The organism is Blautia sp. AF19-1, assembly GCF_003479155.1.
Lineage (GTDB): Bacteria > Bacillota > Clostridia > Lachnospirales > Lachnospiraceae > Fusicatenibacter > Fusicatenibacter saccharivorans.
Map to the genome: position 1 here is coordinate 99,003 of NZ_QUGQ01000005.1, position 25,593 is coordinate 124,595.

Annotated in this window: 23 protein-coding genes and 1 pseudogene; all 24 read left to right on the plus strand. The window is 47.9% G+C overall.

Annotated elements, in window-relative coordinates; genetic code table 11:
- Positions 1-47: 47 nt before the first annotated feature.
- The 24 genes and pseudogenes from rplU to DWX26_RS04790 all read left to right on the plus strand — a co-directional run bounded on the left by rplU (position 48) and on the right by DWX26_RS04790 (position 25,591).
- Positions 48-353 carry a 50S ribosomal protein L21 gene (rplU, locus tag DWX26_RS04685; protein ID WP_118600939.1) on the plus strand — a complete coding sequence of 102 codons (306 nt, stop codon included), beginning with the start codon at positions 48-50 and terminating at the stop codon, positions 351-353.
- 5 nt (positions 354-358) lie between these two features.
- Positions 359-679: a ribosomal-processing cysteine protease Prp gene (locus tag DWX26_RS04690; protein ID WP_118600940.1), complete on the plus strand. Its 321-nt coding sequence runs from the start codon at positions 359-361 to the stop codon at positions 677-679.
- A 4-nt stretch (positions 680-683) separates the two neighbouring features.
- Positions 684-974 carry a 50S ribosomal protein L27 gene (rpmA, locus tag DWX26_RS04695; protein WP_022462904.1) on the plus strand — a complete coding sequence of 97 codons (291 nt, stop codon included), beginning with the start codon at positions 684-686 and terminating at the stop codon, positions 972-974.
- Between the two features lie 110 nt (positions 975-1,084).
- Positions 1,085-2,383 (plus strand): GTPase ObgE, encoded by a 1,299-nt coding sequence (gene obgE, locus DWX26_RS04700; RefSeq protein ID WP_022462903.1) that lies wholly within the window; start codon positions 1,085-1,087, stop codon positions 2,381-2,383.
- Positions 2,384-2,411: 28 nt separating this feature from the next.
- A complete protein-coding gene (gene yhbY / locus DWX26_RS04705; protein WP_022462902.1) occupies positions 2,412-2,705 on the plus strand; it encodes a ribosome assembly RNA-binding protein YhbY in 294 nt (97 codons plus the stop codon).
- Positions 2,706-2,772: 67 nt separating this feature from the next.
- Positions 2,773-3,393: a nicotinate-nucleotide adenylyltransferase gene (nadD, locus tag DWX26_RS04710; RefSeq protein WP_055267905.1), complete on the plus strand. Its 621-nt coding sequence runs from the start codon at positions 2,773-2,775 to the stop codon at positions 3,391-3,393.
- Positions 3,394-3,405: 12 nt separating this feature from the next.
- Positions 3,406-4,008, plus strand: a complete 603-nt coding sequence (gene yqeK / locus DWX26_RS04715; RefSeq protein WP_055217892.1) for a bis(5'-nucleosyl)-tetraphosphatase (symmetrical) YqeK — start codon at positions 3,406-3,408, stop codon at positions 4,006-4,008.
- Positions 4,009-4,362 (plus strand): ribosome silencing factor, encoded by a 354-nt coding sequence (rsfS, locus tag DWX26_RS04720; RefSeq protein WP_055267907.1) that lies wholly within the window; start codon positions 4,009-4,011, stop codon positions 4,360-4,362.
- Between the two features lie 116 nt (positions 4,363-4,478).
- Positions 4,479-6,359: a DUF5696 domain-containing protein gene (locus DWX26_RS04725; protein WP_118600989.1), complete on the plus strand. Its 1,881-nt coding sequence runs from the start codon at positions 4,479-4,481 to the stop codon at positions 6,357-6,359.
- A 196-nt stretch (positions 6,360-6,555) separates the two neighbouring features.
- The gene (gene pflB, locus DWX26_RS04730) at positions 6,556-8,808 is read left to right on the plus strand and encodes a formate C-acetyltransferase (RefSeq protein ID WP_118600941.1); all 2,253 of its coding nucleotides are present in this window, start codon (positions 6,556-6,558) and stop codon (positions 8,806-8,808) included.
- Positions 8,809-9,396: 588 nt separating this feature from the next.
- On the plus strand, positions 9,397-10,575 hold the full coding sequence (locus DWX26_RS04735) for an FAD:protein FMN transferase (protein ID WP_118600942.1): 1,179 nt from the start codon (positions 9,397-9,399) through the stop codon (positions 10,573-10,575).
- A gap of 2 nt (positions 10,576-10,577) precedes the next feature.
- Positions 10,578-12,647 carry an FMN-binding protein gene (locus DWX26_RS04740; RefSeq protein WP_118600943.1) on the plus strand — a complete coding sequence of 690 codons (2,070 nt, stop codon included), beginning with the start codon at positions 10,578-10,580 and terminating at the stop codon, positions 12,645-12,647.
- 12 nt (positions 12,648-12,659) lie between these two features.
- Complete coding sequence (locus DWX26_RS04745; RefSeq protein WP_118600944.1) at positions 12,660-13,175, plus strand: FMN-binding protein; 516 nt, start codon at positions 12,660-12,662, stop codon at positions 13,173-13,175.
- 1 nt (position 13,176) lies between these two features.
- Positions 13,177-14,049: a 4Fe-4S binding protein gene (locus DWX26_RS04750; RefSeq protein WP_118600945.1), complete on the plus strand. Its 873-nt coding sequence runs from the start codon at positions 13,177-13,179 to the stop codon at positions 14,047-14,049.
- Between the two features lie 106 nt (positions 14,050-14,155).
- Entirely contained in the window at positions 14,156-14,539 is a 384-nt protein-coding gene (locus DWX26_RS04755) for a NusG domain II-containing protein (protein ID WP_118600946.1), read from the plus strand.
- 36 nt (positions 14,540-14,575) lie between these two features.
- A complete protein-coding gene (locus tag DWX26_RS04760) occupies positions 14,576-15,097 on the plus strand; it encodes a Gx transporter family protein (protein WP_118600947.1) in 522 nt (173 codons plus the stop codon).
- A 420-nt stretch (positions 15,098-15,517) separates the two neighbouring features.
- Positions 15,518-20,362 carry a penicillin-binding Tp47 domain C-containing protein gene (locus DWX26_RS04765; protein WP_118600948.1) on the plus strand — a complete coding sequence of 1,615 codons (4,845 nt, stop codon included), beginning with the start codon at positions 15,518-15,520 and terminating at the stop codon, positions 20,360-20,362.
- A 229-nt stretch (positions 20,363-20,591) separates the two neighbouring features.
- On the plus strand, positions 20,592-20,750 hold the full coding sequence (locus tag DWX26_RS17840) for a hypothetical protein (RefSeq protein ID WP_330422980.1): 159 nt from the start codon (positions 20,592-20,594) through the stop codon (positions 20,748-20,750).
- A 418-nt stretch (positions 20,751-21,168) separates the two neighbouring features.
- Positions 21,169-22,341: pseudogene (locus DWX26_RS17490) on the plus strand (ParB/RepB/Spo0J family partition protein); the annotation flags it as partial.
- A 3-nt stretch (positions 22,342-22,344) separates the two neighbouring features.
- A complete protein-coding gene (locus DWX26_RS17640) occupies positions 22,345-22,659 on the plus strand; it encodes a MobA/MobL family protein (protein WP_334295234.1) in 315 nt (104 codons plus the stop codon).
- On the plus strand, positions 22,623-23,282 hold the full coding sequence (locus DWX26_RS17080; RefSeq protein WP_330422986.1) for a MobA/MobL family protein: 660 nt from the start codon (positions 22,623-22,625) through the stop codon (positions 23,280-23,282). The genes DWX26_RS17640 and DWX26_RS17080 overlap by 37 nt, the downstream gene beginning before the upstream one ends.
- 398 nt (positions 23,283-23,680) lie before the next feature.
- Entirely contained in the window at positions 23,681-24,259 is a 579-nt protein-coding gene (locus DWX26_RS04780) for a TetR/AcrR family transcriptional regulator (protein WP_118600949.1), read from the plus strand.
- Between the two features lie 110 nt (positions 24,260-24,369).
- Positions 24,370-24,984 (plus strand): class I SAM-dependent methyltransferase, encoded by a 615-nt coding sequence (locus DWX26_RS04785; RefSeq protein WP_118600950.1) that lies wholly within the window; start codon positions 24,370-24,372, stop codon positions 24,982-24,984.
- A gap of 1 nt (position 24,985) precedes the next feature.
- Positions 24,986-25,591, plus strand: a complete 606-nt coding sequence (locus tag DWX26_RS04790) for a class I SAM-dependent methyltransferase (protein WP_118600951.1) — start codon at positions 24,986-24,988, stop codon at positions 25,589-25,591.
- The last annotated feature ends 2 nt before the right edge of the window (positions 25,592-25,593 follow it).

The window sequence follows — 25,593 nt, forward strand, 5'->3', positions numbered from 1 at the left end:
GTCGAAAGACCACCGAATCTGGCGAGTAATTGATAGGGAGGTGCCATATGTACGCAATTATTGCAACAGGTGGTAAACAGTACAAGGTAGCTGAAGGCGATGTTATCCGAGTAGAGAAACTTGGCGTTGAAGCTGGAGAAACCGTAACTTTTGATCAGGTACTTGCAGTAAGCAATGACGGACTGAAAGTTGGCGAGGACGTTAAAAATGCATCCGTAACCGCATCTGTAGTTGAAAACGGTAAAGGCAAAAAAGTTATCGTTTACAAGTATAAGAGAAAAACTGGTTATCATAAGAAAAACGGTCACAGACAGCAGTACACTGAAGTGAAGATTGAAAAAATCAACGCTTAAGTCTTATGATTTGTATAACCGTAACAGAGTCTGACGGCGAGTACATCTCCGTGGAGTCGGACGGTCATGCAGGCTATGCAGAGGAAGGGCAGGATATCATCTGTGCCGCTGTCTCCGCATTGATTGTAAACACCGTAAATTCCGTGGAAACATTGACAGAGGATCTGATTATAAGTGAGGCTGGAGATGGATACGTGTATTTTTCATTCCCGAATGGGTATTCTGAAAGTACCGCACTTCTTGTAAAATCACTTTTGCTGGGCCTCGAAAGTATCCGCCGCGATTATGGAGCACAATACTTAGAGATCGCATTCAAGGAGGTGTAATACCATGTTAAATATGAACCTTCAGATTTTCGCTCATAAAAAAGGAGTTGGTTCTACCAAGAACGGTAGAGATTCCGAGTCCAAGAGATTAGGAGCAAAAAGAGCTGACGGACAGGTTGTAAAGGCTGGAAACATTCTTTACAGACAGCGTGGAACCAAGATTCATCCAGGCGTGAACGTAGGAATCGGAAAAGACGATACCTTATTCGCTATGGTTGACGGACGCGTAGCTTTCGAAAGAAAAGGACGTGACAAAAAACAGGTTTCCGTATATCCGGTAGCAACAGAAGAGTAAGACAAAGGTGCGGCTTCAAATCTTCAGAGGTTTGAAGCCGTTTTTGTTAATAATAATTAAAGGTCCAACAGACCGATTTGGATTTAGATAAAACAAGACAGGAGAATACCATGTTTGCAGACAGAGCAAAAATTCTGATCCGCTCCGGTAAGGGCGGAGACGGACATGTCAGTTTCCGCAGAGAGCTTTTTGTGCCGAACGGCGGGCCGGACGGCGGCGATGGCGGCAAAGGCGGAGACGTTATTTTTGAAGTTGACGAAGGACTGAATACACTGGTTGATTACCGCCACAGAAGAAAGTTTTCTGCTACCGACGGCGAGCCGGGAGGAAAACGCAGATGCCATGGCGGAAACGGCGCAGATATTGTCCTGAAAGTACCGGAAGGAACCGTCATTATGGACGCTGCGAGCGGAAAAGTCATCGCAGATATGTCCGGTGAAAACCGCCGTCAGGTTGTATTAAAAGGCGGAAAAGGCGGAAACGGAAATATGCATTACGCAACCGCTACCATGCAGGTTCCGAAATACGCCCAGCCAGGCCAGCCGGCACAGGAGCTGGAAGTAAGAATGGAACTGAAAGTCATCGCGGACGTCGGACTCGTCGGCTTCCCGAACGTTGGAAAATCGACCCTGCTTTCCCGCGTGACAAATGCAGAACCGAAAATTGCAAATTATCACTTTACCACGCTTTCCCCGAACCTCGGTGTCGTAGACCTTGAGGGCTGCAGCGGATTTGTTATCGCAGATATCCCGGGACTGATCGAGGGTGCATCGGAAGGAGTCGGCCTCGGCCATGAATTCCTGCGCCACATCGAGAGAACCCGCGTGATGATCCATGTAGTAGACGTTGCATCGACCGAGGGAAGAGATCCGGTGGATGATATCAACAAGATCAACAAAGAGCTCGAAGCCTATAACCCGGAGATCGCAAAACGCCCGCAGATTATCGCGGCCAATAAGACCGATGCGATCTATGTAGAAGAGGGCGAAGAGGATCCGGTGGAACGTCTGAAAAAAGAGTTCGAGCCGAAAGGCATCCCGGTTTATCCGATTTCTGCCGTCAGCGGAAAAGGCTTAAAAGAGCTTTTATATGCCGTACAGAAAAAACTCGATGAGCTTCCGAAAGAGCGTATGGTCTTCGAGCAGGAATTCTTCCCGGAGGATATGCTTCTTGCCGAGAACCTGCCGTACACCGTCGAGCAGGACCCGGAGGACGAGCACCGCTTCATCATCGAGGGACCGAAGATCGAGAAAATGCTCGGCTACACCAATCTGGATTCCGAGAAAGGTTTTGCTTTCTTCCAGCGGTTCTTAAAAGATACCGGTATCTTAGACGAACTCGAACAGGCCGGCATCCAGGAAGGCGATACCGTCAAGATGTATGGATTTGAATTTGATTATTATAAATAGAACGAATAAATAACGAAGGAGGAGACGTATGACCAGCAAGCAGAGAGCATACCTGAAAGGCCTTGCCATGACCATGGAACCGATCCTGCAGGTAGGAAAAAGCAGCATCACGCCGGAGCATACCGCTGCTGTAGCAGAGGCACTTGAGGCGAGAGAACTGATTAAAATCAATGTACTGCAGAACTGCCTCGATGATCCAAGAGAGATCGCAGAAGTTCTGGCAGAACGCACCAATTCCCAGGTCGTACAGGTGATCGGCAAAAAGATCGTGCTGTACAAAGAGGGCAAAAAAGAGAAAAAGAAAATTCAGCTTCCGAAATAATCCGCAGGAAAGAACCGCCGGGACCGGAGCATACCGCTGCAGTTCCGGCGCTTTTTGAGGAAAACGTATGGAAAAGAAAAACAGAAAAATTGGCATTATGGGAGGCACATTCGATCCCATTCATATCGGTCATCTGATCCTTGGCGAGGCGGCGTACGAGCAGTTCGGGCTTGATGAAGTCTGGTTCCTTCCGGCCGGAAATCCGCCACATAAGCGGAACCGGGCGGGACGGGCAAAGAATGCACAGCGTGTCGAGATGGTGCGCCGTGCCATCGCATCCAATCCGCATTTTGTGCTCTGCACCAAAGAGATGAAAGATGAGGGCTATACCTACAGTTATCGGACGCTTGAGGCGATGCGGAAGGAACATCCGTGCACGGAGTTTTACTTTATCATTGGAGCGGATTCCCTGTTCTATTTTGATGAGTGGAAAAATCCAGAGCGGATCTGCGCCGCGGCAAAGATCCTTGTGGCGACCAGGGATCGGGCAAAAGAGAAAGAGCTTCTGGCCTGTATGGAACGAAATGCAAAAAAACTTCACGGTACCTTTCTGAAACTCGACACACCGAATCTGGATGTTTCTTCCCACGAACTGCGGGAATGGATCCGGGAAGGAAAATCCGTGAAATACTATCTGCCGGATTCTGTGATTTCCTACATTCAGGAGCAGAAAATCTATCAGGATTAGAGGAAGAGCAGGATGGAACAGTACGATTTATGGAAACTGGACAAAAAACTCCAGAAGGAAGTCGATGAAGACCGCTATCATCACACGCTCGGTGTGATGTTTACCGCAGCATCCATGGCGATGGTATGGGGCGAGGATCTCGAAAAAGCCCGTGTCGCGGGACTGCTTCACGACTGTGCAAAATGCATTCCGAATAAGAAAAAAATCACCATGTGTGAGAAAAATAAGATTGAAATCACTGAGTTTGAGCGGAACAATCCGTTTTTGATCCATGCCAAGCTCGGTGCATTTCTGGCGAAGGACAAGTATAAGGTGGAAGATCCGGAGATCTTAAGTGCCATCACCTGGCATACGACAGGAAAAGAAGATATGACATTGCTGGAGAAGATCATCTATATCGCAGATTATATCGAGCCGGCACGAAACAAGGCACCACACCTTACCCGCCTTCGGAAGCTGGCATTCACCGATATCGACGAATGCATGTATGAAATTTTAAAAGACAGTATGGCGTATCTGTCGGAAAACCCGAAGACGATGGACCCGATGACGGAGCAGGCGTATCAGTTCTATGAGGCACTGCACCGGGAACGGACGGCAAAGGAGGAAGCATAAATGAGCGAAGCAAAACAGACTGCAAAACTTGCACTGGAAGCACTGGAAGATAAAAAAGCAATGGATGTCCGCATTCTGGACATTACCCATGTTTCGACTCTGGCAGATTATTTCATGATCGCCAGCGGAAGCAACCGCAACCAGGTACAGGCGATGGCAGACAACGTAGAGGAGGTACTCGGAAAAGCCGGCGTACATCCAAAACAGATCGAAGGCTATCAGACCGCAAACTGGATTCTGATGGACTACGGCGATGTTGTCATCCACATCTTTGATGAGGAGAACCGCCTGTTCTACGATCTGGAGAGAATCTGGAGAGACGGTAGAGTCGTAGAAAAAGAAGAGATTATGTAAGTTAGGTGGAAAAAGGCGCAGAAAATCCGGAACCGTGCAGAGAAAGGCGGACGGGTTCTCTGCGCCTTTCTGGTGTTTGGAACGCATATGATAAAGAAAAAGGGGAATATCACACGATGAAAAAAATAGAAAGCGGATCGCTTGCTGTGATGCTCGATGAAGAGACGCTGGGACTTAGGATCGAAAAAGACGGCGTTGTCTGGAATACGGATCCGAAAAAGACACCGGAACTGATTTTTGCAGAGGGAACATACCGTTTCCTGGATGCAGAGGAGATTTCCCATGAGGTCTATTCCTTCGGCGTCGGATGCGGCATCCGGAGCCGTTATGCGGGATTTGCGGGAACACCGTATGCCTTCGAGACGATTATCTGGATCGAAGCTGTGGATGAAACATTTTGGATGGAGTGGATTCCGCTCTGCGAGGAGGGACTGCATCCGGTAAAGGTGCTGTGGCCGACGGCAATGGAGTTTACAAACGGGCGCGATGACTGGTATACACTCCTTACCGAGGGACAGGGACTTCTGATTCCGAATACCTGGAAGACGGAACTTGGAAAGCTTTCGTTTGACGGCAGATTTGAGACCTCCGGCGGCTATATGCCGTGGTTTGGCCAGGTGAAGGAAAGATGCGGCTATACAGCGATCTGTACAACACCGTGGAACGTCGGTTATCAGGCAGAGCACCCGGCAGGCGGCCCGTATACCAGTGTTGGCGCATGGCTGGAGCCGAGCCTGGGGAAAATGGAGTACCGCCGCATATTCCGGTATACTTTCCGAAACGACTGCGATTATAACGATCTCTGTAAAATATACCGCCGGTATGTGCGGGAGAAGGGGCATCTTCGTACGTTAAAAGAAAAGGCGGTACAGAACCCATCCATTCGCGACCTTGCGGGAACGTGTTTTATACATACAGGAATCAAGACGTTTGTGCAGCCGGAGTCCGGCTTTTTCGATCCGCAGAATCCGGAAAAAAACAACCGTGTCGTGCCGTTTTCTGTGCGCGAGCAGGAAATGAAAGCAATTCATGATCTTGGTATGAAAAAGGTGTATCTTCATCTGGACGGCTGGGCTGAGCCGGGTTATGACAATCAGCATCCGGACTATACCCCGGCATGTAAAGAGGCCGGCGGCTGGAAAGGCATGAAATCTCTTGTGGATACGATGCATGATTTTGGCTATCAGTTTGGCATTCACGATCAGTACCGCGACTATTACCATGCAGCGCCAAGCTACGATGAAAATTATGCGTGCCGTCTTGTGGATGGAACCGTGCCGGGGCACAGTCACTGGGCAGGCGGCCCGCAGAGCTATCTTTGTGCAACGCAGGCGCCGTTTTATGTGAAACGAAATTTCGCGGAGCTGAAGAAAAATGGAATCCGGCTTGACGGTGCATACCTCGATGTCTTTACCTGCAATGAAGGCGATGAATGTGCAAATCCAGAACATGTCATGACGCGAAAAGACTGCTATACGTACCGCGGAAACTGCTTCTCCTGGCTGCTCTCGCAGGGGATTCTCTCAAGTTCCGAGGAGGTCAGCGACTGGGCAGTTCCATATCTGGTATTTTGCCATTATGCGCCGTATGATTTTATGCTGCGGCCGGCAGAATCGCCGAAAAAAGGAATCCCTGTGCCCCTCTTTAATCTGGTATACCACGACTGTGTCATCGAGCCGTGGATGATGGACCGTGTGTCAAAAGACGAAGACTATATGCTGTACGCTCTTCTCGCTGGCGGCGCGCCGTATCTGGTAAGGGACGGGGCATATCCGAACACAGACGGAGCTTTCGACGGAGAAAAAATCAGCCTTCCAGAGATGGCGAAACGATGCCGTGTCGTGACAGAACTCCATGAAAAAACAGCGTTCTGTGAGCTCATACGCCATACGTGCCTGCATGCAGATGGAAGTCTTCAGAAAAGTGAATTTTCCGATGGAACGTATGTTATTTGTGACTTTACAAAACAGACATACGAGATCGGATACGGAGTATAAAAGAAAAGCGCCACATGTAGCGTCTGTTCTTGTCAAAATACAAGATTTTGTGCTTTTTCCTTGTATTTTTTCAAGTGCATATCTTGCGCGGAAAGCAGAGATTTGTTATATTATCCATGCGGAGGTGTTCATGCCCGGTGCAAAGAAGATGCCGGTGCGTGACGAAACAAAATAACACCAGAAAGGAACAAATCAAATGAGAGAATTTGAACAGTGGGATGGCTTTACCGGAAGACTCTGGAAAGAAGGCATCGACGTACGTGACTTTATTCAGAACAACTATACTCCATATGACGGAGATGAGAAATTCCTGGAAGGACCGACAGAGGCTACAGACCGTCTGTGGGGCAAACTGCAGGAACTCCAGAAAGAAGAGCGTGCAAAAGGCGGCGTTCTGGATATGGAGACAGAAGTTGTAAGCGGAATCACAGCTTACGGCGCAGCATATATCGATGACAGCATGAAAGATCTGGAGCAGGTTGTTGGTCTGCAGACAGATAAACCGCTGAAACGTGCATTTATGCCGTATGGTGGAATTAAAATGGCTGAGCAGTCCTGCGAGACTTACGGCTACAAACCAAGCGAGAAGCTTCATGAAATTTTCACTAAATATCACAAAACACATAACCAGGGTGTATTCGACATCTACACACCAGAGATGATGAAAGCCCGTCATAATAAAATCCTGACCGGTCTGCCGGATACCTATGGCCGTGGCCGTATCGTAGGCGACTATCGTCGTGTCGCTCTGTACGGTATTGATTACCTGATCGAGCGCAAAAAAGCAGACTTCGCTGCAACAAATCGTCAGGGAATGCGTCGTGGTGACTTCCAGTTAAGAGAAGAGATCGCTGACCAGGTCAGAGCACTGCAGGATATGAAAGTTATGGCACAGTCCTATGGCTATGACATTTCCGAGCCGGCTAAGAACGCAAGAGAAGCTGTTCAGTGGCTGTACTTCGGATACCTTGCAGCTATCAAAACTCAGAACGGTGCTGCAATGAGCGTTGGCCGTGTATCTACTTTCCTTGACATCTACATCGAAAGAGATATTGAAAAAGGAATCCTGACTGAGAAAGAAGCTCAGGAGCTGATCGACCATCTGGTAATGAAATTCCGTATGGTTAAATTCGCAAGAATTCCGTCTTACAATCAGCTGTTCTCCGGTGACCCGGTATGGGCTACTCTGGAAGTTGCCGGTATGGGAATCGACGGACGTTCTATCGTTACAAAGAACGATTTCCGTTTCCTGCATACACTGGAAAACATGGGACCGTCCCCAGAGCCGAACCTTACTGTTCTGTACTCTGAGAATCTTCCGGAAGCTTTCAAGAAATATGCAGCTCATATTTCTGTACAGACAAGCTCCATCCAGTATGAGAACGATGATGTAATGCGTCCGGTATGGGGCGATGATTACTCCATCTGCTGCTGTGTATCTGCTACCGAGACCGGCAAGGAGATCCAGTTCTTCGGCGCTCGTGCAAACCTTGCAAAATGCCTTCTGTACGCTATCAACGGCGGTAAAGACGAGAAGACAAAACAGCAGGTTGCTCCGGAATATCAGCCGATCACCGGCGAATACCTGGACTATGATGAGGTTATGAAGAAATACGACGTTATGATGGACTGGCTGGCTCATCTGTACGTTGGAACTCTGAACATGATCCATTACATGCATGACAAATACTACTATGAGGCAGCAGAGATGGCTCTGATTGACACCGATGTAAGACGTACCTTCGCAACCGGTATCGCAGGATTCTCTCACGTAGTAGACTCCTTAAGCGCAATCAAATACGCTAAAGTTAAAGTTATCCGTGACGAAGAAGGAATGGCTGTTGACTTCGAGACAACCGGCGACTTCCCAAGATACGGCAACGACGATGACAGAGCAGACGAGATCGCTGTATGGCTGCTTCGTACCTTCATGGACAAACTGAAATACTGCCATACCTATCGTGATTCCGAGCCGACAACCTCTATCCTTACCATTACTTCCAACGTTGTATATGGTAAAGCAACAGGTTCTCTGCCGGATGGAAGAAAAGCTGGTGAGCCTCTGTCTCCAGGAGCTAACCCGTCTTACGGCGCAGAGAAGAGCGGACTTCTTGCTTCCCTGAACTCTGTAGCAAAACTGCCGTATGAGGACGCTCTGGACGGAATCTCCAACACCCAGACCATCAACCCAGGCGCACTTGGCCACAACGACGAAGAGCGTACCGAGAACCTGGTACACGTTCTGGACGGATACTTCGAGCAGGGTGCACATCACCTGAACGTAAACGTATTCGGAACCGAAAAACTGATCGACGCAATGGAGCACCCGGAGAAACCGGAGTACGCAAACTTCACGATCCGTGTATCCGGCTATGCAGTTAAATTCATCGACCTGACAAAAGAGCAGCAGATGGACGTTATCTCCAGAACCTGCCACGAGCATATGTAATTTTTGAGAGTGACTGGGATACCGGTGTACAACTCATAAATTTCAAAAATAAAAAGACCTTGTAGCCATGAAAAGTGGTTGCAAGGTCTTTTTTATAATAGAGATATTTTTGCAGTCGAAAAAAAATTCAAAGTTCCTTTTGGAACAGGAAATAGAAAAATTGGCAAAAATAACTAAATTTGTTAATTATCAAGAATATTCATGCAAGTTCTCTTCTTTTGTTGTATGATAAAATTATCAACAAAAAGGTTTATCATTCTACGATCAACTGCCCGTCACTGGGACGATCAAAAACGATTTATCATGGCACAATTGCGGAAAGCGGAAAACCACGCGGATGTAAAAACTGTTATTAAAATTTCAAAACACCAGCACTGCCGGATTTTTTCGATGGTGCTGGCGTTTTTAGGTTTTAACAGATTTCCAGTAAAAACCACTTGATTCCTGCTATATAAAATGAGAAAATTTATCAGATCTGATACGCTAATTGAAAAATTTTTATCAAATAATTCATAGCGCAAGTTACAAGTTAATGTTATAATACCAAAGTTAGAATTTCCTAACACAAGAGAAAATGGAGTTTTATTTATGAAAAAGAAAATTGTTGCAGCATTTTGTCTTACCATTGTACTGACCGCAGGCGGTTGTTCCGGAGGAGGAACATCATCGCAGGCAGCAAGCAGTAAAAATCAGGCGCAGACGGTGTCGGGATCGGAAACTTCGAGTGTTTCGGAAGCTTCTGGCGCTTCGGAGAATTCCAGTATAAGTTCCTCGGAAGGGGCCGCGTCCGCATCTTCTTCGGATGCCGCAGATGCATCAAGCAGTCGAGATATTTTTGCAATGGATACGTATATGACGGTCACCGCCTACGGTCCGAACGCCGAGATAGCAGTCGATCAGGCACAGCAGGAGATTGAACGGCTGGATGCGCTGCTGTCAACAGGCGAGGAGACGAGCGAAGTAGCACAGATTAACGCGAACGGCGGCGGAACGCTGTCGGAAGATACGGTCTGTCTGCTGGAACGCTCCCTGGATCTGTATGACAGTACAAACGGTGTTTTCGACATCGCAATCTATCCGATCATGGATGCCTGGGGATTTACGACCGGCAATTATACGGTTCCTTCGGATGAGACGATTGAAAGTCTCCTTCCACTCACCGATGCCAACGATATCATCTACGATAAAGACAACGCATCCATCCGTTTTGCCAAAGAAGGTATGAAAATCGATTTCGGCGGAATTGCCAAGGGCTATACGTCCGGCAGAATTGCCGACATTTACCGGGAATGCGGTGTGACGAGCGGTCTTATCAATCTCGGAGGAAATGTTCAGGTTGTCGGAACCAAAACAGACGGCAGCAAGTGGCGTGTTGCAGTGCAGAGTCCGGAAGCGGAGGATGATTACCTCGGCGTTCTGTCGACCGCTGATCGGGCGGTTATCACTTCCGGCGGCTATGAGCGGTATTTCGAGCAGGGTGGCGTGAGATACCACCACATTATCGATCCGTCGACCGGACATCCGGCAAACAACGGACTGGTGTCTGTGACGATCGTAAGTGCGGATGGAACACTGGCGGACGGCCTTTCCACCTCTCTTTTCATCATGGGAAAAGACAAGGCGGCCGAATACTGGCGTGCGCACAGCGACGAGTTTGATACGATTCTGGAAGATGAAGATGGCGTTCTGTACGTAACTGAGGGAATCGCCGACGATTTTACTTCCGAACATGAGACAAAAATTATCAGGAAAGACGGTGATACATAACCATGGGAAAATGGAAAAAACTGACGACATTTGCACCGGCGCTGGCAGCGGTTATTGTAGCGGCCTGTGCAGGTATTTCGCTGAACGGCTATACCGCACCGGTTTATGCTGTAGAGCAGCCGGAATCACTGGCAACACCGGAGCCGGAACAGGACACAGCGGAGAAGAAAGACGATACGAAAAAGAAAGAGGACAGCAAGAAGAAAACGGCCGATACAGAAGCAGAACTTGTTGCGGCAGTTGGATCCGGCAGCTTTGAACTGGCAGACGGAACGTATGAGGGCAGCGGCACCGGTTATGGCGGTACGATTACGGTGTCTGTCGTATTAAAGGACAAAACGATTCAGTCCATTTCGATCGTAAGTGCTCCTGGTGAGGATGCATCGTTTCTGAACCGTGCGAAGGGAGTCATCGACCGCATTATCGCAGCCCAGAGTGTGGAGGTAGATACCGTTTCCGGTGCGACTTTCAGTTCCAAAGGTATTCTTGCCGCTGTGAAAAACGCATTGACCGGTCAGGAGGACACCTCCAAGCCGGCAGCATCAGGAGCATCCGGCGGCGGAGCCTCATCGGGCGGAACCGTTACGGTATCGAAAATTGAAGAACCGGCCGCATACCGGGATGGAACGTATTACGGAACAGGAACTGGATTTGGCGGTACTATGAAAGTCTGCGTTGTTGTCAGCGGCGGAAAGATTGCATCGATTGATATTGTGGAAGACAATGACACGCCGAGTTATTTTTCCAGTGCTTCCTCATTGATTTCTACGATCCTTTCGACCCAGAGTACCAACGTGGATACGGTATCCGGAGCCACCTACAGTTCCCGCGGTATCATCGAAGCCGTTCGAAGTGCCTTAAGCCAGGCTGCAGTGAACGGATCTTCCAATACCGCCGGAAACGGCCAGAGCAATACCAGTAATGGAAACAGCAGCCAGAATAACGGCGGCAATAGCAATGGTCAGAATAACAATTCGTCAACAGCAAAGGGAAGTTTTCCGTATCAAGACGGTATTTATTACGGCACAGCGGCCGGCTTCCAGGGAGATATCAAAGTGGCAGTAGCTCTGCAGGATCAGACGATCAAAGCTGTTCTGATTCTGGAAAATGAAGATGATGAAACCTTCTTCAACCGTGCCAAAGTCGTTGCCGACCGCATCGTAGATGGGCAGAAAACAGATGTGGATCTTGTCTCCGGCGCAACGTACAGCTCCCGTGGAATACAGAATGCTGTAAAACAGGCGCTGGAAAATGCGAAGAAAGTGACAAACGGCGAGACCATTCCGGATAACGGAACAAACAGCGGTGACACCACAACGATTCCGGAAGGAAAGTTCCCGTATGCGGAAGGCATTTATTACGGAACTGGCGAAGGCTATCTGGGAGATATCACAATGGCAGTCGTCATTCAGGATGAAACGATCAAAGCGATTCTTGTAACGGAAAGCGAAGATGATGAGGCATTTCTGAAACGGGCAAAACAGGTAGCAAAGGATGTTGTGAAAAAACAGACACTGGAAGTCGATACCGTCTCCGGCGCCACCTACAGCTCGAAGGGAATTCTTGCGGCAATCGAAGAAGCATTAAAAGAGGCAGAACGTATAACGGAAGAAAAGAAAAATCCAACTCCGACACCGACGGAAACGCCATCTCCAACCGAGACACCTGCTCCGACTCCAACGGAAGCACCAAAGCCAACGGAGACGCCGACACCGGCCCCAACGGAAACACCGGAGCAGAGGATCTATCAGGATGGTGAATATACAGCCATTGCCGTCTGCGAGCCGGATGAGGATGAAGACTTTGCAGCATATCAGCTTTCTGTAACGGTAACGATCGAAAACGATAAAATCGTGGCGTTAAGTAATATCAATGGGGACGGTGGAAGTGAGAATGCATCTTATATCCGCCGCGCGGCTGAGGGAACCTCGAAAATAAAAGGTATTTCTACTCAGATTCTGGAAACAGGAACACTTGAAAACATCGATACGGTCTCCCGTGCAACCTGCTCATCCAAAGCGATCCTCGCAGCATGCCAGAATGCGCTGAATGCCGCAAAAGTAACACCATAAAAGGGGAAAATAATGAAACAATTACTCGTTCGTTCTTTAAATCTTGCAGTCATCGCGGCTGTCCTTCTGGGCTACAATACGGTACTGGACCGCCGCGAAAAAGAAGATCAGATTGCACAGCTTTCGGCAGAGCTTGAAACAACGAAGCTGCAAAAAGAAAGTCTGGAAGCGGCTGCCAAGACCACGCAAAATGCAGCAGCGTCAGAGGAAGCCGCATCCGATGCTTCGGCTGCCGATACAGATGATACCACCGCAAGCCCATATCTTGACGGTACCTATGAAGGAGAAGCAGAAGGGTTTGGTGGAATGATCACGGTTCAGGTAACGGTAAAAAACGGTCAGATGACAGATCTGTCTATTTTATCAGCGGATGGAGAAGACAGCGCTTATCTGTCCAATGCAAAAGATATCATTCCGAAAATTCTGGAGGCACAGTCTGCCGATGTAGACACAATAAGTGGTGCAACATTCAGCTCTACCGGTATCAAAAATGCCACAGCAGAGGCATTAGAAAAGGCGGAAAAATAACATGAAAAATTTAGACCTTACAAGATTACCTGCAAAAAAGAGAAAGCAAATCGTTTCTTATCTCCGGGCAGGAATCCAGCTTCTCTATTTTCTTTTTCTTCCATCCGTATTTACAGCTGCTTTTAACGGTGTCAAATACATTTTTACCCAGTTGGGGCATGGTGAGAAAATTGAAATGACCGCATTTGTAGCGGCACTTCTTCTTGTTTGCGCATTCACGATTGTTTTCGGAAGATTTTTTTGTGGATTTGCGTGTGCTTTTGGAAGTCTTGGGGATGCAATGCACGCAATTTATGGTATAATCTGTAAGAAACGAAAAAAGAAACCAAAACGCGTCAAACCAGAACTTGCAAAAAAACTATCCCTGCTTAAATATGGGATTCTGCTGCTGATTGCCATTTGCTGCTTTGCCGGTGTTTACCAGAAAGCCAGAGGCACCAGCCCGTGGGATGTCTTTTCCATGCTGCATGCCGGAAATTTTCGTCTGGCATCGTACCTTCCGGGTATCCTTCTTCTTATTTTAATTCTGATTGGTATGTTTTTTGAAGAACGCTTTTTCTGCCGTTTTCTGTGCCCGATGGGAGCTGTTTTTTCGCTGCTCCCGATCCTGCCGCTTTTTACCCTGCACAGGAAACGGGAAAACTGTATTCGCGGCTGCAGTGCCTGCACCAGACAGTGCCCGTCTGCCGTTGAACTGCCATCGGATGGATCCATGGATATTTCCGGAGATTGTTTTCAGTGTCAAAAATGTATCGATACGTGCCCGAAAGGAAATATCCACTGTGGGATAAAAAAACTCCATGGAAATGAGATTCTTTTCACTTTATTCCGCGCGGTTCTACTTCTGACCCTGCTTTTATGGGTCGGAATTTGACCAAAGCAGGGAAGTCTCCTGCTTCCGCTATGAAAAGCAATAAGAGTGGATGTGGACTTCGTATTCTTTTTGATAAGCATAAACATAGAAACAGGAGATCATCTTCATGAAGAAAAAAGATCTTATTCTGGCCGGCGGAATTTTACTGCTTGCCGGATTGCTGGCACTCGGACTGTATCTGCGGAAACCGGAAAACGGAAATCTTTTAAAAATCACGGTGGACGGCGAAGTCTATGGAACCTATGAGCTCAGCAAAAATCAGACAATACCAATTGAAACCAGCCACGGAACTAACCAGCTGGTCATTAAAAACGGAAAAGCGCACATGGAAGAAGCCGACTGCCCGGACGGTTACTGTAAAAAACAGGGCTCCATACAGAAAGTAAATGAAACGATCGTATGTCTTCCCCACAAGCTGGTAGCTGAAGTGGAAAGTGACAGTACCTTGCCGGATTCTGAGGAAGACGCACCGGATGTAATTGTAAAATAAAAAGCAAAAACATGGAAAGGGAAGGAATGAAGAAGAATGAAAAACAGCCATGTTGCAAGCAGAAAAATTGCATTATGTGCCATGTTAATGGCACTTGCCATGATCTTCAGTTATGTGGAGGCGCTGATTCCCATCAATTTTGGTGTACCGGGAATTAAGCTTGGCATTGCAAACCTGATTGTGGTCATCGGACTGTTTTTCCTTCCGCCGGCAGAGGTTCTGATGATTTCCATTGCCCGGATTCTTCTGATGGGCTATCTTTTCGGAAATGGAATGTCGATTCTGTACAGTTTAGCCGGTGGTCTTTTGAGCTTCTTCGTGATGCTTCTCTTGAAAAAAATCAAAGGTTTCAGTATGACCGGTGTCAGTATTGCCGGTGCTGTAGCCCACAATGTCGCGCAGATCTGCGTTGCCGCATACGTTGTACAGAACACAAAATTGTTTTATTATCTTCCGGTTCTGCTGATCGCAGGTGTCATAACCGGAACGCTGATTGGAATTCTTTCCGGCCGGATTTTTTTGGCAATCCATTTAGAAGAAAAGAAGAATATGTGGTAGGGTTCACGGAAAAGGAAGAAAATAGAGTGCCTGTAGAAAAACACTACATGGAACAAGAATGAAAAATACTTGTTCCATGTAGTGTTTTTTTGTTCTTTTATTTCCGACAAACCTTTTAGATGAATCAGGGGATCAAAAGGAAATGCGAATATCCACCTGATTCCGGCCTGCTTTTTCAAAAGTTACGGTAAGAGTTTTATTTTTAAGGCGTCGTAAATAGCAAAAATAATTCAATAAGACACTTTTTTGATGTAAATGAGAAAAAAACAACAGTTATAGGTTAGACAAAACTATCTAAAATTAGTAAAATATCCATTGGTTAGTTAACTGGATTATTAATTAGGTAAAACTAATTCAATAATACAGAATGGTTTGCCCAATCTTTCCTGCAAACCATTCAAGAAGGAAAAGGAGGAAGTTATGATCAAAAGAAAAGAACTTCAGAAAAAATCATTAGCCGCCGTGATGGCAGCTTCTATGACCATGAGTCTGCTCCCTGGAACTGTACTTGCAGATACCGAAAACGGGGTCATGAAAGACGGTGTTTATGAATCTACCGCTCATGTAACCCGCATGGAAGAGGAAGACAGAGAGGATGAATGGACCGAATATGATGTCAATGTAAAGCTTACTGTCGCTAACGGAAAATTTTCCGATATTACGGTAACTCCTGGAAATGGCTATGATTCGGAAAGCAGCAGTTATTTTTCAAAAGCAGTATCCAAGTCCAAAGGTATCAAAACAAAACTCGAGGGACAGGATGCCACAGTTGCCAATCTTCAGAACTGGGACAGCGTCTCCGGTGCAACCAGAACATCAGCTGCTGTAAAACAGGCAGCACTTGCCGCAGCAGAAAAAGCTGATATCGTAACACCAGCTCCTTCTGTTGATACAACAGAGCTTTCAGATGCGATTGCAAAAGCAGAAGCTTTGGAAGAAGCCGATTATACTTCTACTTCCTGGAAATCCATGCAGAGTGCACTTGCTGCTGCGAAAACAGCATTGAATGCCAAAGAATCGCAGACTGCTGTCGATGCTGCGAAAGATGCACTTACTGCTGCGGTTAAAGGACTGGAAAAAGCACCGGCGGCAACACCTGCGCCATCCGAACCAGCGACACCGACGCCTGATGCAACACCGACTGTCACACCGACTGTCACACCGTCCGAACAGGTTTCCTATGTTCTGATGAATATTCCATACGATAAATTTTATGCCGCAGAGTTAAATAACAGTGTTTCCGTTGATGTTTTCTCTTCTGCAACGAAGTCAAAGACAAAAACAGGATCCATTGCCGGCGGTTCCTATCATTCCAATGCAGACGGAAGTTCCATTGATGGAATCACATTCCCTGTTAAAGTTTCCGGAATTGATCTTTCCAAATATAAAAAAGTAACGGATGAGGATTCGGTAAGTATTACGGTTACGAAGCGTGGACAGACATCTACTACAACGTATACCGGAAAAGATGCACTGTTTGAAAATGCTGATTACGCTTATTATGTACTGAGTGATGCGCCATCTTATTACAAGGAAGCAACCGTGAATGCAGATGGAAGTCTTTCTTTTGGGAAAACAGTGGGAACTGCTACCGAACTGAGCGACGTTACACCAAAATTTCGGACAGAATCCAGGTATGGTGATTATCAGTTGAATCTGGATGGTCTTGAAAATACAATCGCTGTGGATCAGGACCAGGTGTACGGTGTAATTGTGAGCACCAAAGAAGGTAACGACTATGGCATGCGTCATGTGGAAAATATCTGGCGAGGAACCAAACTGGCATGGTCTACCGGATTTACAACCTCCGTCCATGAATGCCCGACTTCTTCAGAGCATTATAAATCTATGATGGGTCAGCATATCAGCAAAGTAACTTATTACACCAGTAAGGGAATCTATACCATTCCTGTTTCGGATATTTATGTTCCGATAAAATTTGAAGCAAGTGTTTCTGTTGCGGATGCCTCTGTGACAGCGGGAAAGACAACACTCAATCTTACAGGTCTCCCGTCAGATTATGAAGCAGAATATTCTGTAGATGGTCTGGATGGATGCACGGTAAATGGAAATACCCTTTCTTATTCCATGGATGCGAAAAAAGGTATTTATACACTTACCATTCATGATAAAAACGGAAAATACGCAGATCTGACACAGAAATTTACACTTTTTACCGATGCAATGCCAGCCTCCTACAATGAAAAAGGAAATGCTCCGGCGCTTGTAAAGGCAGATTCCGCATCGGAAGAGGATTTTGCAGACTATATCAAAAATATCACTTCTGTAAAAGTGAACGGAAAAGATTATCCGGCAAGCGGAAAAAAAGCTACCGTCCTGGTGAAAGAGGATGGCAGCCTTGATACAACGGCAGCTGCTTTTGCGGATGGAACTCATTTTGAAATTGAAATTACAGCAACCGGTTACAAAACACTTTCCTTTACCTATGAGAAAAAGGAAACTGCTTACAAATACGTTTATGCTGGGCTTACGTGGGCAGAATACTGGGCTGCTGAAAATGTACAGGCAGCGGGAAACGATGCAGCCTCAGAAACCACAGATAGTCGCGGTGAAAGCGATAAGGGTGCATTTGATACAGTAACTCGTGCAACAACAATTCATGGACTGCACAGAGGAAGTTTCCAGTGCACAGCAACGATCTATATGAAAGATGGTACAACCTATGATGTTGCATATTATACCGGCGTAACAACAGCAGTTCTGACGAATGGTGAAACAGTTACTTATGACAAAAAAGAGATTGATCATTATGAAGTAAAAGGACTGAAGTATGTTCCTGTAAAAGTTTCAGAAGACGATTATGAAGAATTCTGCAAGAAATATGTTGTAGTGGAGAATGGAGGAAAACTCTCTGGTGGTTTCACAGAAAATAAGCTGCAGAATTATACAGATCTGGTAGCAGATGTAACACAGGATACAAACGGACTGAAAACAGCAATGAAAAATGCGGACGGCACGTTTAGCTTTTCTGCACGTACAACCGGAACTGCATCCGGCATTTCTGGTACTGCTCTGAAGACTGCTCCGGATGCTGCAACAGTTGGTCTTACTGTAAAAGAAGCTAATGGTTCTTATGGCGAATTTCTCCGTGTAGATCTGAATGGGGATTATGGCGACCTGGCAGCCAATATGCAGACGGTAACTTGGACATACTATGGCGATGATGCGACCTATACCAATGCAAAGGCAGTATACGGAACGAAATTTGCTTCCGATAACTGGATGCATAAAGCAATGGGAATCCAGCTTGGACTTACCGATTCTCTCCGCTGCCAGCTTCCGGAAGGAACCGATGGAACCGGCTACTGGAAGATTACGATTCATGCCCTTGGTTACGCAGATGCTTCTTATACCTTCGAGGCAACCAAAGAGAATATCGTAGGCGCCGATCCGGTTCAGAGCACAGCAGCTCTGGAAGAGGCAATTGCAAAAGCAGAAGGTCTGAACAAAGATCTTTACACAGAAAAGTCCTGGAATGACATGCAGACCGAACTTTCGGAAGCAAAAGATGAACTGGATAAAAAACACAGCCAGGCATCTGTCGATGAGGCAACCAGCCATTTAACAGCCGCAATCGAAGCTCTGCAGTCCCAGTATGTTCTGATGAACATTCCATACGCAGCATTCTATCAGGCTGAAGTAAAGAATGATGTCCCTGTAGATGCCTTCACTTCCGCAACCTTAAATAAAACAAGAACACCTTCTCTCTCCGGCGGTTCCTACCATGTGAACGCAGATGGAAGCGATATCACTGGTATCACCTTCCCGGTAAAAGTAACAGAAGGAATGGATCTGAGCAAATATACGAAAGTAACCGATGACGATTCCATTGAAATTACCGTTACCAACCGTGGAAAGACATCTACGACAACGTATACGGGAAAAGATGCTCTGTATGAGAAAGCAAGCTACGCTTACTATACCTTAAATGAAGTTCCGGCTTACTATAAAGAAGCATCTGTCGATGCCGATGGAAATGTGACCTTTGGTGCTGTGAAAGGCGCGGAAGCAACAAAACTGGAAAATGTAACCGCAGAGCTTTCCACCAATAGCAGATATGGCGATTATCAGTTAGACCTGGATGGACTGACCGATACGATTGAAGCCGGAAAAGATACGGTATATGGCGTTGTTGTCAGCACCAAAGAAGGTAATGATTACGGTATGCGTCATCTGGAAAATATCTGGAGAGTATCCGAACTGGCATGGAGCACCGGATTTACCGAAAAAGTTCACAACTGCCCGACCTCTTCTGCACATTATGTAGGAATGATGGGACAGACCATTAACAAGATTACTTACTACACCAGCAAAGGAATCTTTGAAATCCCGGCAGATGTTTATGTACCGGTAAAATTTGCAAATGAACTGTCCGTAGAAAACGCTTCCGTAACAGCCGGAAACACTTCTGTTAAACTGGAAGGACTGCCGGAAGATTATGCCGCTGTTTATTCGGTAGAAGGCCTGACCGGAACCGTATCTGGAGATACCCTGTACTTTAAGAACGCGAAAAAAGGCGCTTATACACTGACCGTACACGATCAGAATGGAAAGTATGCAGATCTTACCGCAGACTTTGTTCTGTACACAGAAGAAATGCCGGCTGCATTCCATGCAGATGCAAAGGCACCTGCCCTTGTCAAAGCAGATGATGCTACTGCGGAAGAGTTTGCAGATTACCTGAAGAGCATTACATCTGTCAGTGTAAACGGAACAGCATATGCCGCAAGCGGAAGAAGAGCCGTTGTCCTCTTTAACGAAGACGGAACCTTAAAAACAGACGCCGCACCATTTGCAGAGGGCGATTCCTTTGAAATCACTGTTTCCGCTCTTGGATATCAGGATCTTACCTTTACCTGGAAGAAAGGAAACCCAGGCGAAGAGCCGACACCGGCTCCAACAGAAACACCGAGTGTAACACCAACGGAAACACCAACAGTAACACCGACAGAGACTCCGACCGTAACACCAACCAAAACCCCGACAGCTGCACCAACAGAAACGCCTACAACGCAGCCGACGAAAACACCATCCACAACTCCGACCACTACGCCAAAGACAACAACTGCTCCACTTGCAAGCAGCGGTGTATCCAATACATCCACGGCCAAGAAGAGCAGCAATGCAAAGACCGGCGATGTGACGAACATCTGGGGATGGGTCAGCATGGCAGTCGCTTCTCTTGGAGCCGGCGGACTGGGGCTGAAACTCCGTGGAAAAAAGAAGAAAGATGACGAGGAGTAAAAAGTTTTCTCGCTGTACACGGAAATAGCAATATCGCTCCTATAGCATAGAAAATTTGACGTACGTCGCTATACTCTGACGGATCAAAAAGCGCATGCAGGATTTTATATTTTCTGTATGCGCTTTTTTGATTCCTTTGACCATTCGAAACATGCTGTGCAAAAAATTCCTGAAATAGATTCGTAAAATCGATCCATAAAAAAAAAGAATAGAAATTGATGAACAGGGTATGACTGATGCACAGTGCTATAAAAAAGCGAACATTGACCGGAAACTGTTTTCCAAGCTTCGTTCTGACAAGTTCTATAGGCCATCCAAGCAGACGGTGCTTGCGTTTACACTGGCTCTTGAACTGCCGCTCATAGAAATGCAGGATATGCTTGGCTAAGCCGGATTCGCTCTGTCACATGCGAGCAAATTCGATATTATCGTGGAATATTTTGTGGAACAGGGGAACTATGATGTACTTGAAATCAACGAAGCACTGTTTGCATTTGATCAGAATTTGATCGGGGCGTAAAAAAATCGTCAGAAAGCTTCAGAAATCAAAAATGTCGCTTTCCATGCGACCACTTCCCGGAAGAAAAGTTTTATCCTGTGGCTATAACAAAAAAGCCCATCCGGGCGAGCATTTTGGGGAGGATAAGCATATGATTACTTCCTATTAGGAACACTGTAAATACAAGGCTTTTCGGATCCTACAAACCAGAAAAAATAATATTTGATCTATCACATTACGCAAAAAGCCGTCCGGCATGAAAAACGGGCGGCTTTTTTGCGTGGATAGACGGAAAGGAGGATCGTAAATGGCCGATGAAAAACTGAACACAGGCCCTGCGGAGAATACTTCCCCGGAGGCCGCCGGGCCTATCACCACACCAGAACAGGCCGCAGCGTCTGAGCCCGACGATGTGGTTGTGTCCTTTGACAAAATCAATGAGCTTATGGCGGAAAAGAGGCAGAACGCCTGCGCCGAAGTCGAAAAGGCGGCCCCTGACAAGCCCAAGCCGTCCAAACGAGACAAAGTGTCCCGAAGTGACGGAAAGGCCCCGGATGCCAAGGAGCCCATTAAGCCTGCACAGGATACGGCACCGAAGGAAACTGCTGCTGTGGAACAGACGGCTCCCGAGCCGACCACACCGCCCCGCCCGGTTGAGGAAGGCAAGCTGGTTTATCTGAAACTTTCCGAGGTTCATCCGTTTCACACATTCCGTCCGCATCCCTTTAAGGTAAGGGACGATGCAAAGATGCAGGAAATCGTTGCTTCTATCCGCGTAAACGGTGTAATGGTTCCCGGTCTTGCCCGCCCGGAGAAAGACGGAAACGGCTACGAAATTGTAGCGGGCCATCGCCGCACCCACGGTAGCGAGCTGGCCGGGTTGGATGAAATGCCCTTTATCGTCCGTGAAATGACCGACCACGAAGCGGTTCAGGCCATGAAAGACAGCAACAAGCAGCGTGACGGGATGCTCCCCAGCGAATTGGCCGCGCTGCTGGAACTCGAAGTTGAGGACATCAAGCATCAGGGCGGGCGGCTGAAAGGCGTTGCGGAAGGCGATGTCGGAAAACGCTCGGTTGAGATTGTGGGCGAGGCGCATGAAATGAACTATAAAAAGGTCATGCGCTACTTGCGGCTCAACTCCCTTGTGCCGGAGCTTCTGGATAAGGTAGACGATAAAAAGATGGGCTTCATGCCTGCCGTGGAGCTGTCCTACATCAAACCGAAAAATCAGAGGCTTATCGTTGTTTCCATTGACGGGGAGCAGGCTTCGCCCTCGCTGGCCCAGGCTAAACGGCTCCGGGAGCTGGATAAGGAAGGCAAGCTCAACGGCGATGTCATTGACGGTATCTTATCAGAACAGAAAAAGGAGGATCGAGGCGTGATTATTTCTACTGCGGAACTGGAAAAGTATTTTGGCAAGGAGGTCATGAGTCGGGAGCAGCAGATCGAGCTGCTGCAAGACTTTATCCGGGAGCAGTTTATTTCGGATGGAATGTGCGCCGACGCTGCCATCCACGACACTGACGGCCACAATCCCCATGCCCACATTCTCCTGACGGTGCGCCCGCTGGATGAGCAGGGACACTGGCAGTACAAAACCGAGAAAGAATATCTCTGCGTCAGAAACGGCGAGGAAAAAGGCTTCACCGCCGCCGAGTTCAAGTCGGCGCAGAACGATGGCTGGGAGAAGCAATATCCCTACAAGGTCGACAAAAAGAAAGTGTACATGACACCACCCGCTACGGCAGACAGAATTCAATCTCCGAACGCTGGAACAGTGAGGAACAGCTTTTGACATGGCGGGCGGCGTGGGCTGACGTGTCCAACCGCCATCTGGAACGTGCGGGACGCGAGGAACGCATTGACCACCGCAGCAACGTTGCACGGGGTTTGGATGAGATTCCTACCATCCATGAGGGCGTAGCGGCGCAGGCGTTGGAGTGCAAGGGAATCATTTCTGACCGCTGCGAGATTAACCGGCAGATCAAGGCCGATAATGCGCTGCTGTGGGAGTTGAAAGCCGAAATCAAAAAACTGGCCGCATTGGTTGCCCGTACTGTCCCCGCCATCGCGGAGAGGCTGGAGACGCAGGAACAGAAATATTCCGCCGAGTTGGATAAGGCTTTGACCGAATACGCTGAACTGAAAGCGCAGGCTACGGAGTTTGACCCGGTGGAGTTGTATGAAGCACGGCGGGCCATCCGTCCTGTACAGGAAAAGGAGTCAGAAAAGCAGTTAGAGGATGCCATGCATGAGAAGCCATTTCTTATTATGCTGCTCGGTGCCAAACAGGAAACATCCAGACTGCTCGGAGAGGATGCAGAAGAACGGCAGGGGCGACAACTCATTGCTCACAAAAGGCAGGAGCAGCATCGAAATTCAATCAGCAAACGAAAAAGAAGTGACCCTGAGCGGTAGTCATGTAAAAGGCGGCGGCTCTTACGAGTCGCCGTCTCTATACATGGGGCATGTCGTTGAGCGTTGTGCAGATCGTTCCCCAGGAAGATTATTGCAGATATCATATGTCGTTCATGTTGTGTTAATTCCTGCTTTTTTCTTGTAATCAACCCATCTGTGCAATATGAAACAAAATGGGTATCAGAACGCAGCGTTTGGATGCTTCGTTCTGATGCCCTTTTACGATATAGTTTCTTTTACAGCGGCGACAACGATTACCGGAATTCCGTCGTCTCTTTCTGCAACACTGCACTCCTTTTGATTAGCGATTTTTTCTCCACACCCCTTGCAAACCAGAAAGAAGCGCGGTATAATATGACCAAATAAACTGAAACGGTCATATTTAAGGAGGCGCGGGCTTGGCTTTTACCGATTACGAGACTGAGCAGCTCCGCAAGGCGTTGCTGAAAGAAACGAGACATTGTGCTGTCACGCTGGGGATGAAGAAAACCTCAGTGGATCAACTGACAAAGGCTGTCGGTATCGCAAAAGGCTCGTTTTATAAATTCTACGAATCCAAGGAGATGGTCTTCTTCGCGGTTTTGGAGAACATTCACTCCGAGCTTTACGGAGTGGCTGACCATGCACTGAGCGAAACTGACGGCTTGCCGCCGTCGGAGCGCGCGGCAAAGGCGGTCCTTGCCGTCTGCCGGCGGCTGTCCGATACCGGCGACATGGCTTTCATTGAAAACGATGCAAAGCTGCTTTTGCAGAGACTGCCGGAGGATGTCAAAAATGTGCATTACCACGACGACGAGACGCACATTCGTCAGCTTCTGGAAAAATATGACCTTGTTCCTAAACGGGGGATTTCACTTGCCGCCGCGACAGTACGCGGACTGATTCTGACCGTCTCACACAAGGAACAAATAGGAGGACTGTACCCGCAGGTGCTGGAAACGCTGGTGTACGGTGCTTGCAGGGAGTTATTTGAATAAGCGAAAGGCCGCAGCAATGCGGCTTTTCCAAGACACGATAGTTAGCGACATCTAATCGAATAACTGCACGTATTGGTTAGGCAAATCTAACACCGAAGGGAATGACAGAGATGCGAGAACACAAGAATTTCTGGGACAAAAATGCCGGTCGGTACGACCGCTTTATGCGAAAGGATCGGGCGGCATATGACGAGATGTATGAGCTGATCCGGCCGGTCGTGCGGCACAAGACGGTGCTGGAGCTTGCTACCGGCACGGGATTGATTGCAAAGCACATCGTGAACGCGGCGGCACACATCGAGGCGACGGACGCCTCCGCAGAGATGATTGCCGAGGCAAAGCGGGATACTCGCTCTGCCAAGCTGCACTTCTCCGTGCAGGATATGTTCTGCCTGCCCTACGCTGAGGAGTCCTTCGATGTGGTGATCGTGTCCAACGCGCTGCATATCGTGCCGCAGCCGGAAAAAGCCCTGCAAGAGATAAAACGGGTACTGAAAGACGACGGCACGCTCATCGCGCCGACCTTCACCCACGCGGGAAACTCGTTTTCCGGCAAGGTCAGGGCATTTTTTATGAAGCGTGTGGGCTTTCCCCTCCACAGCAAGTGGACGAGCGCGGAATACCTGCGCTTTCTAAGTCAGAATGGCTGGACGGTGCGGAAAAGCGTTGTTTTGAAAGCCTCGTTCCCGCTGACCTATGCCGAGTGTGAGAAAACGGAGGTGTGATATGTCATTCTTTGAAAACACCCGCAAGCCCGAGGGCTTTGGCGGGAAAATTATGGTCGCCATGATGAATCTCGGTCACAGCGCCGTGGCTCGGTGGGGGCTCCAATTTCTGAATGCCGCACCGGATGCCAAGGTGCTGGACTGCGGCTGCGGCGGCGGGGCGAACATGAAAATGCTGCTGAAAAAATGCCCACAGGGTATTGTCAAGGGCATTGACTATTCTCCCGTCAGTGTGGAGAAGGCTCGAAGCCTCAACCGAGCCGCGATTCAGGAGGGGCGCTGCGTGGTGTGGCAGGGCAGCGTGGAGCGTATCATTTTCGCAAAGGACTGGTTCGATGCGGTCACAGCCTTTGAAACCGTCTATTTCTGGCCCGATCTGCCCCGGTGCTTCCGGGAGGTTTACCGGGTGCTGAAGCCCGGCGGGACATTACTCATTTGTAACGAGAGCAATGGCGATACGGACAAGGACAAGAAGTGGACGGAGATCATCGGCGGCATGACCATCTATAAGGACGTTGAGTTAAAGGCGTATCTGGAGCAGGCGGGCTTTCACGATGTGCAGATATACAAAAAGAAAAGCTGGCTCTGCATTACAGCGAGGAAATGAGA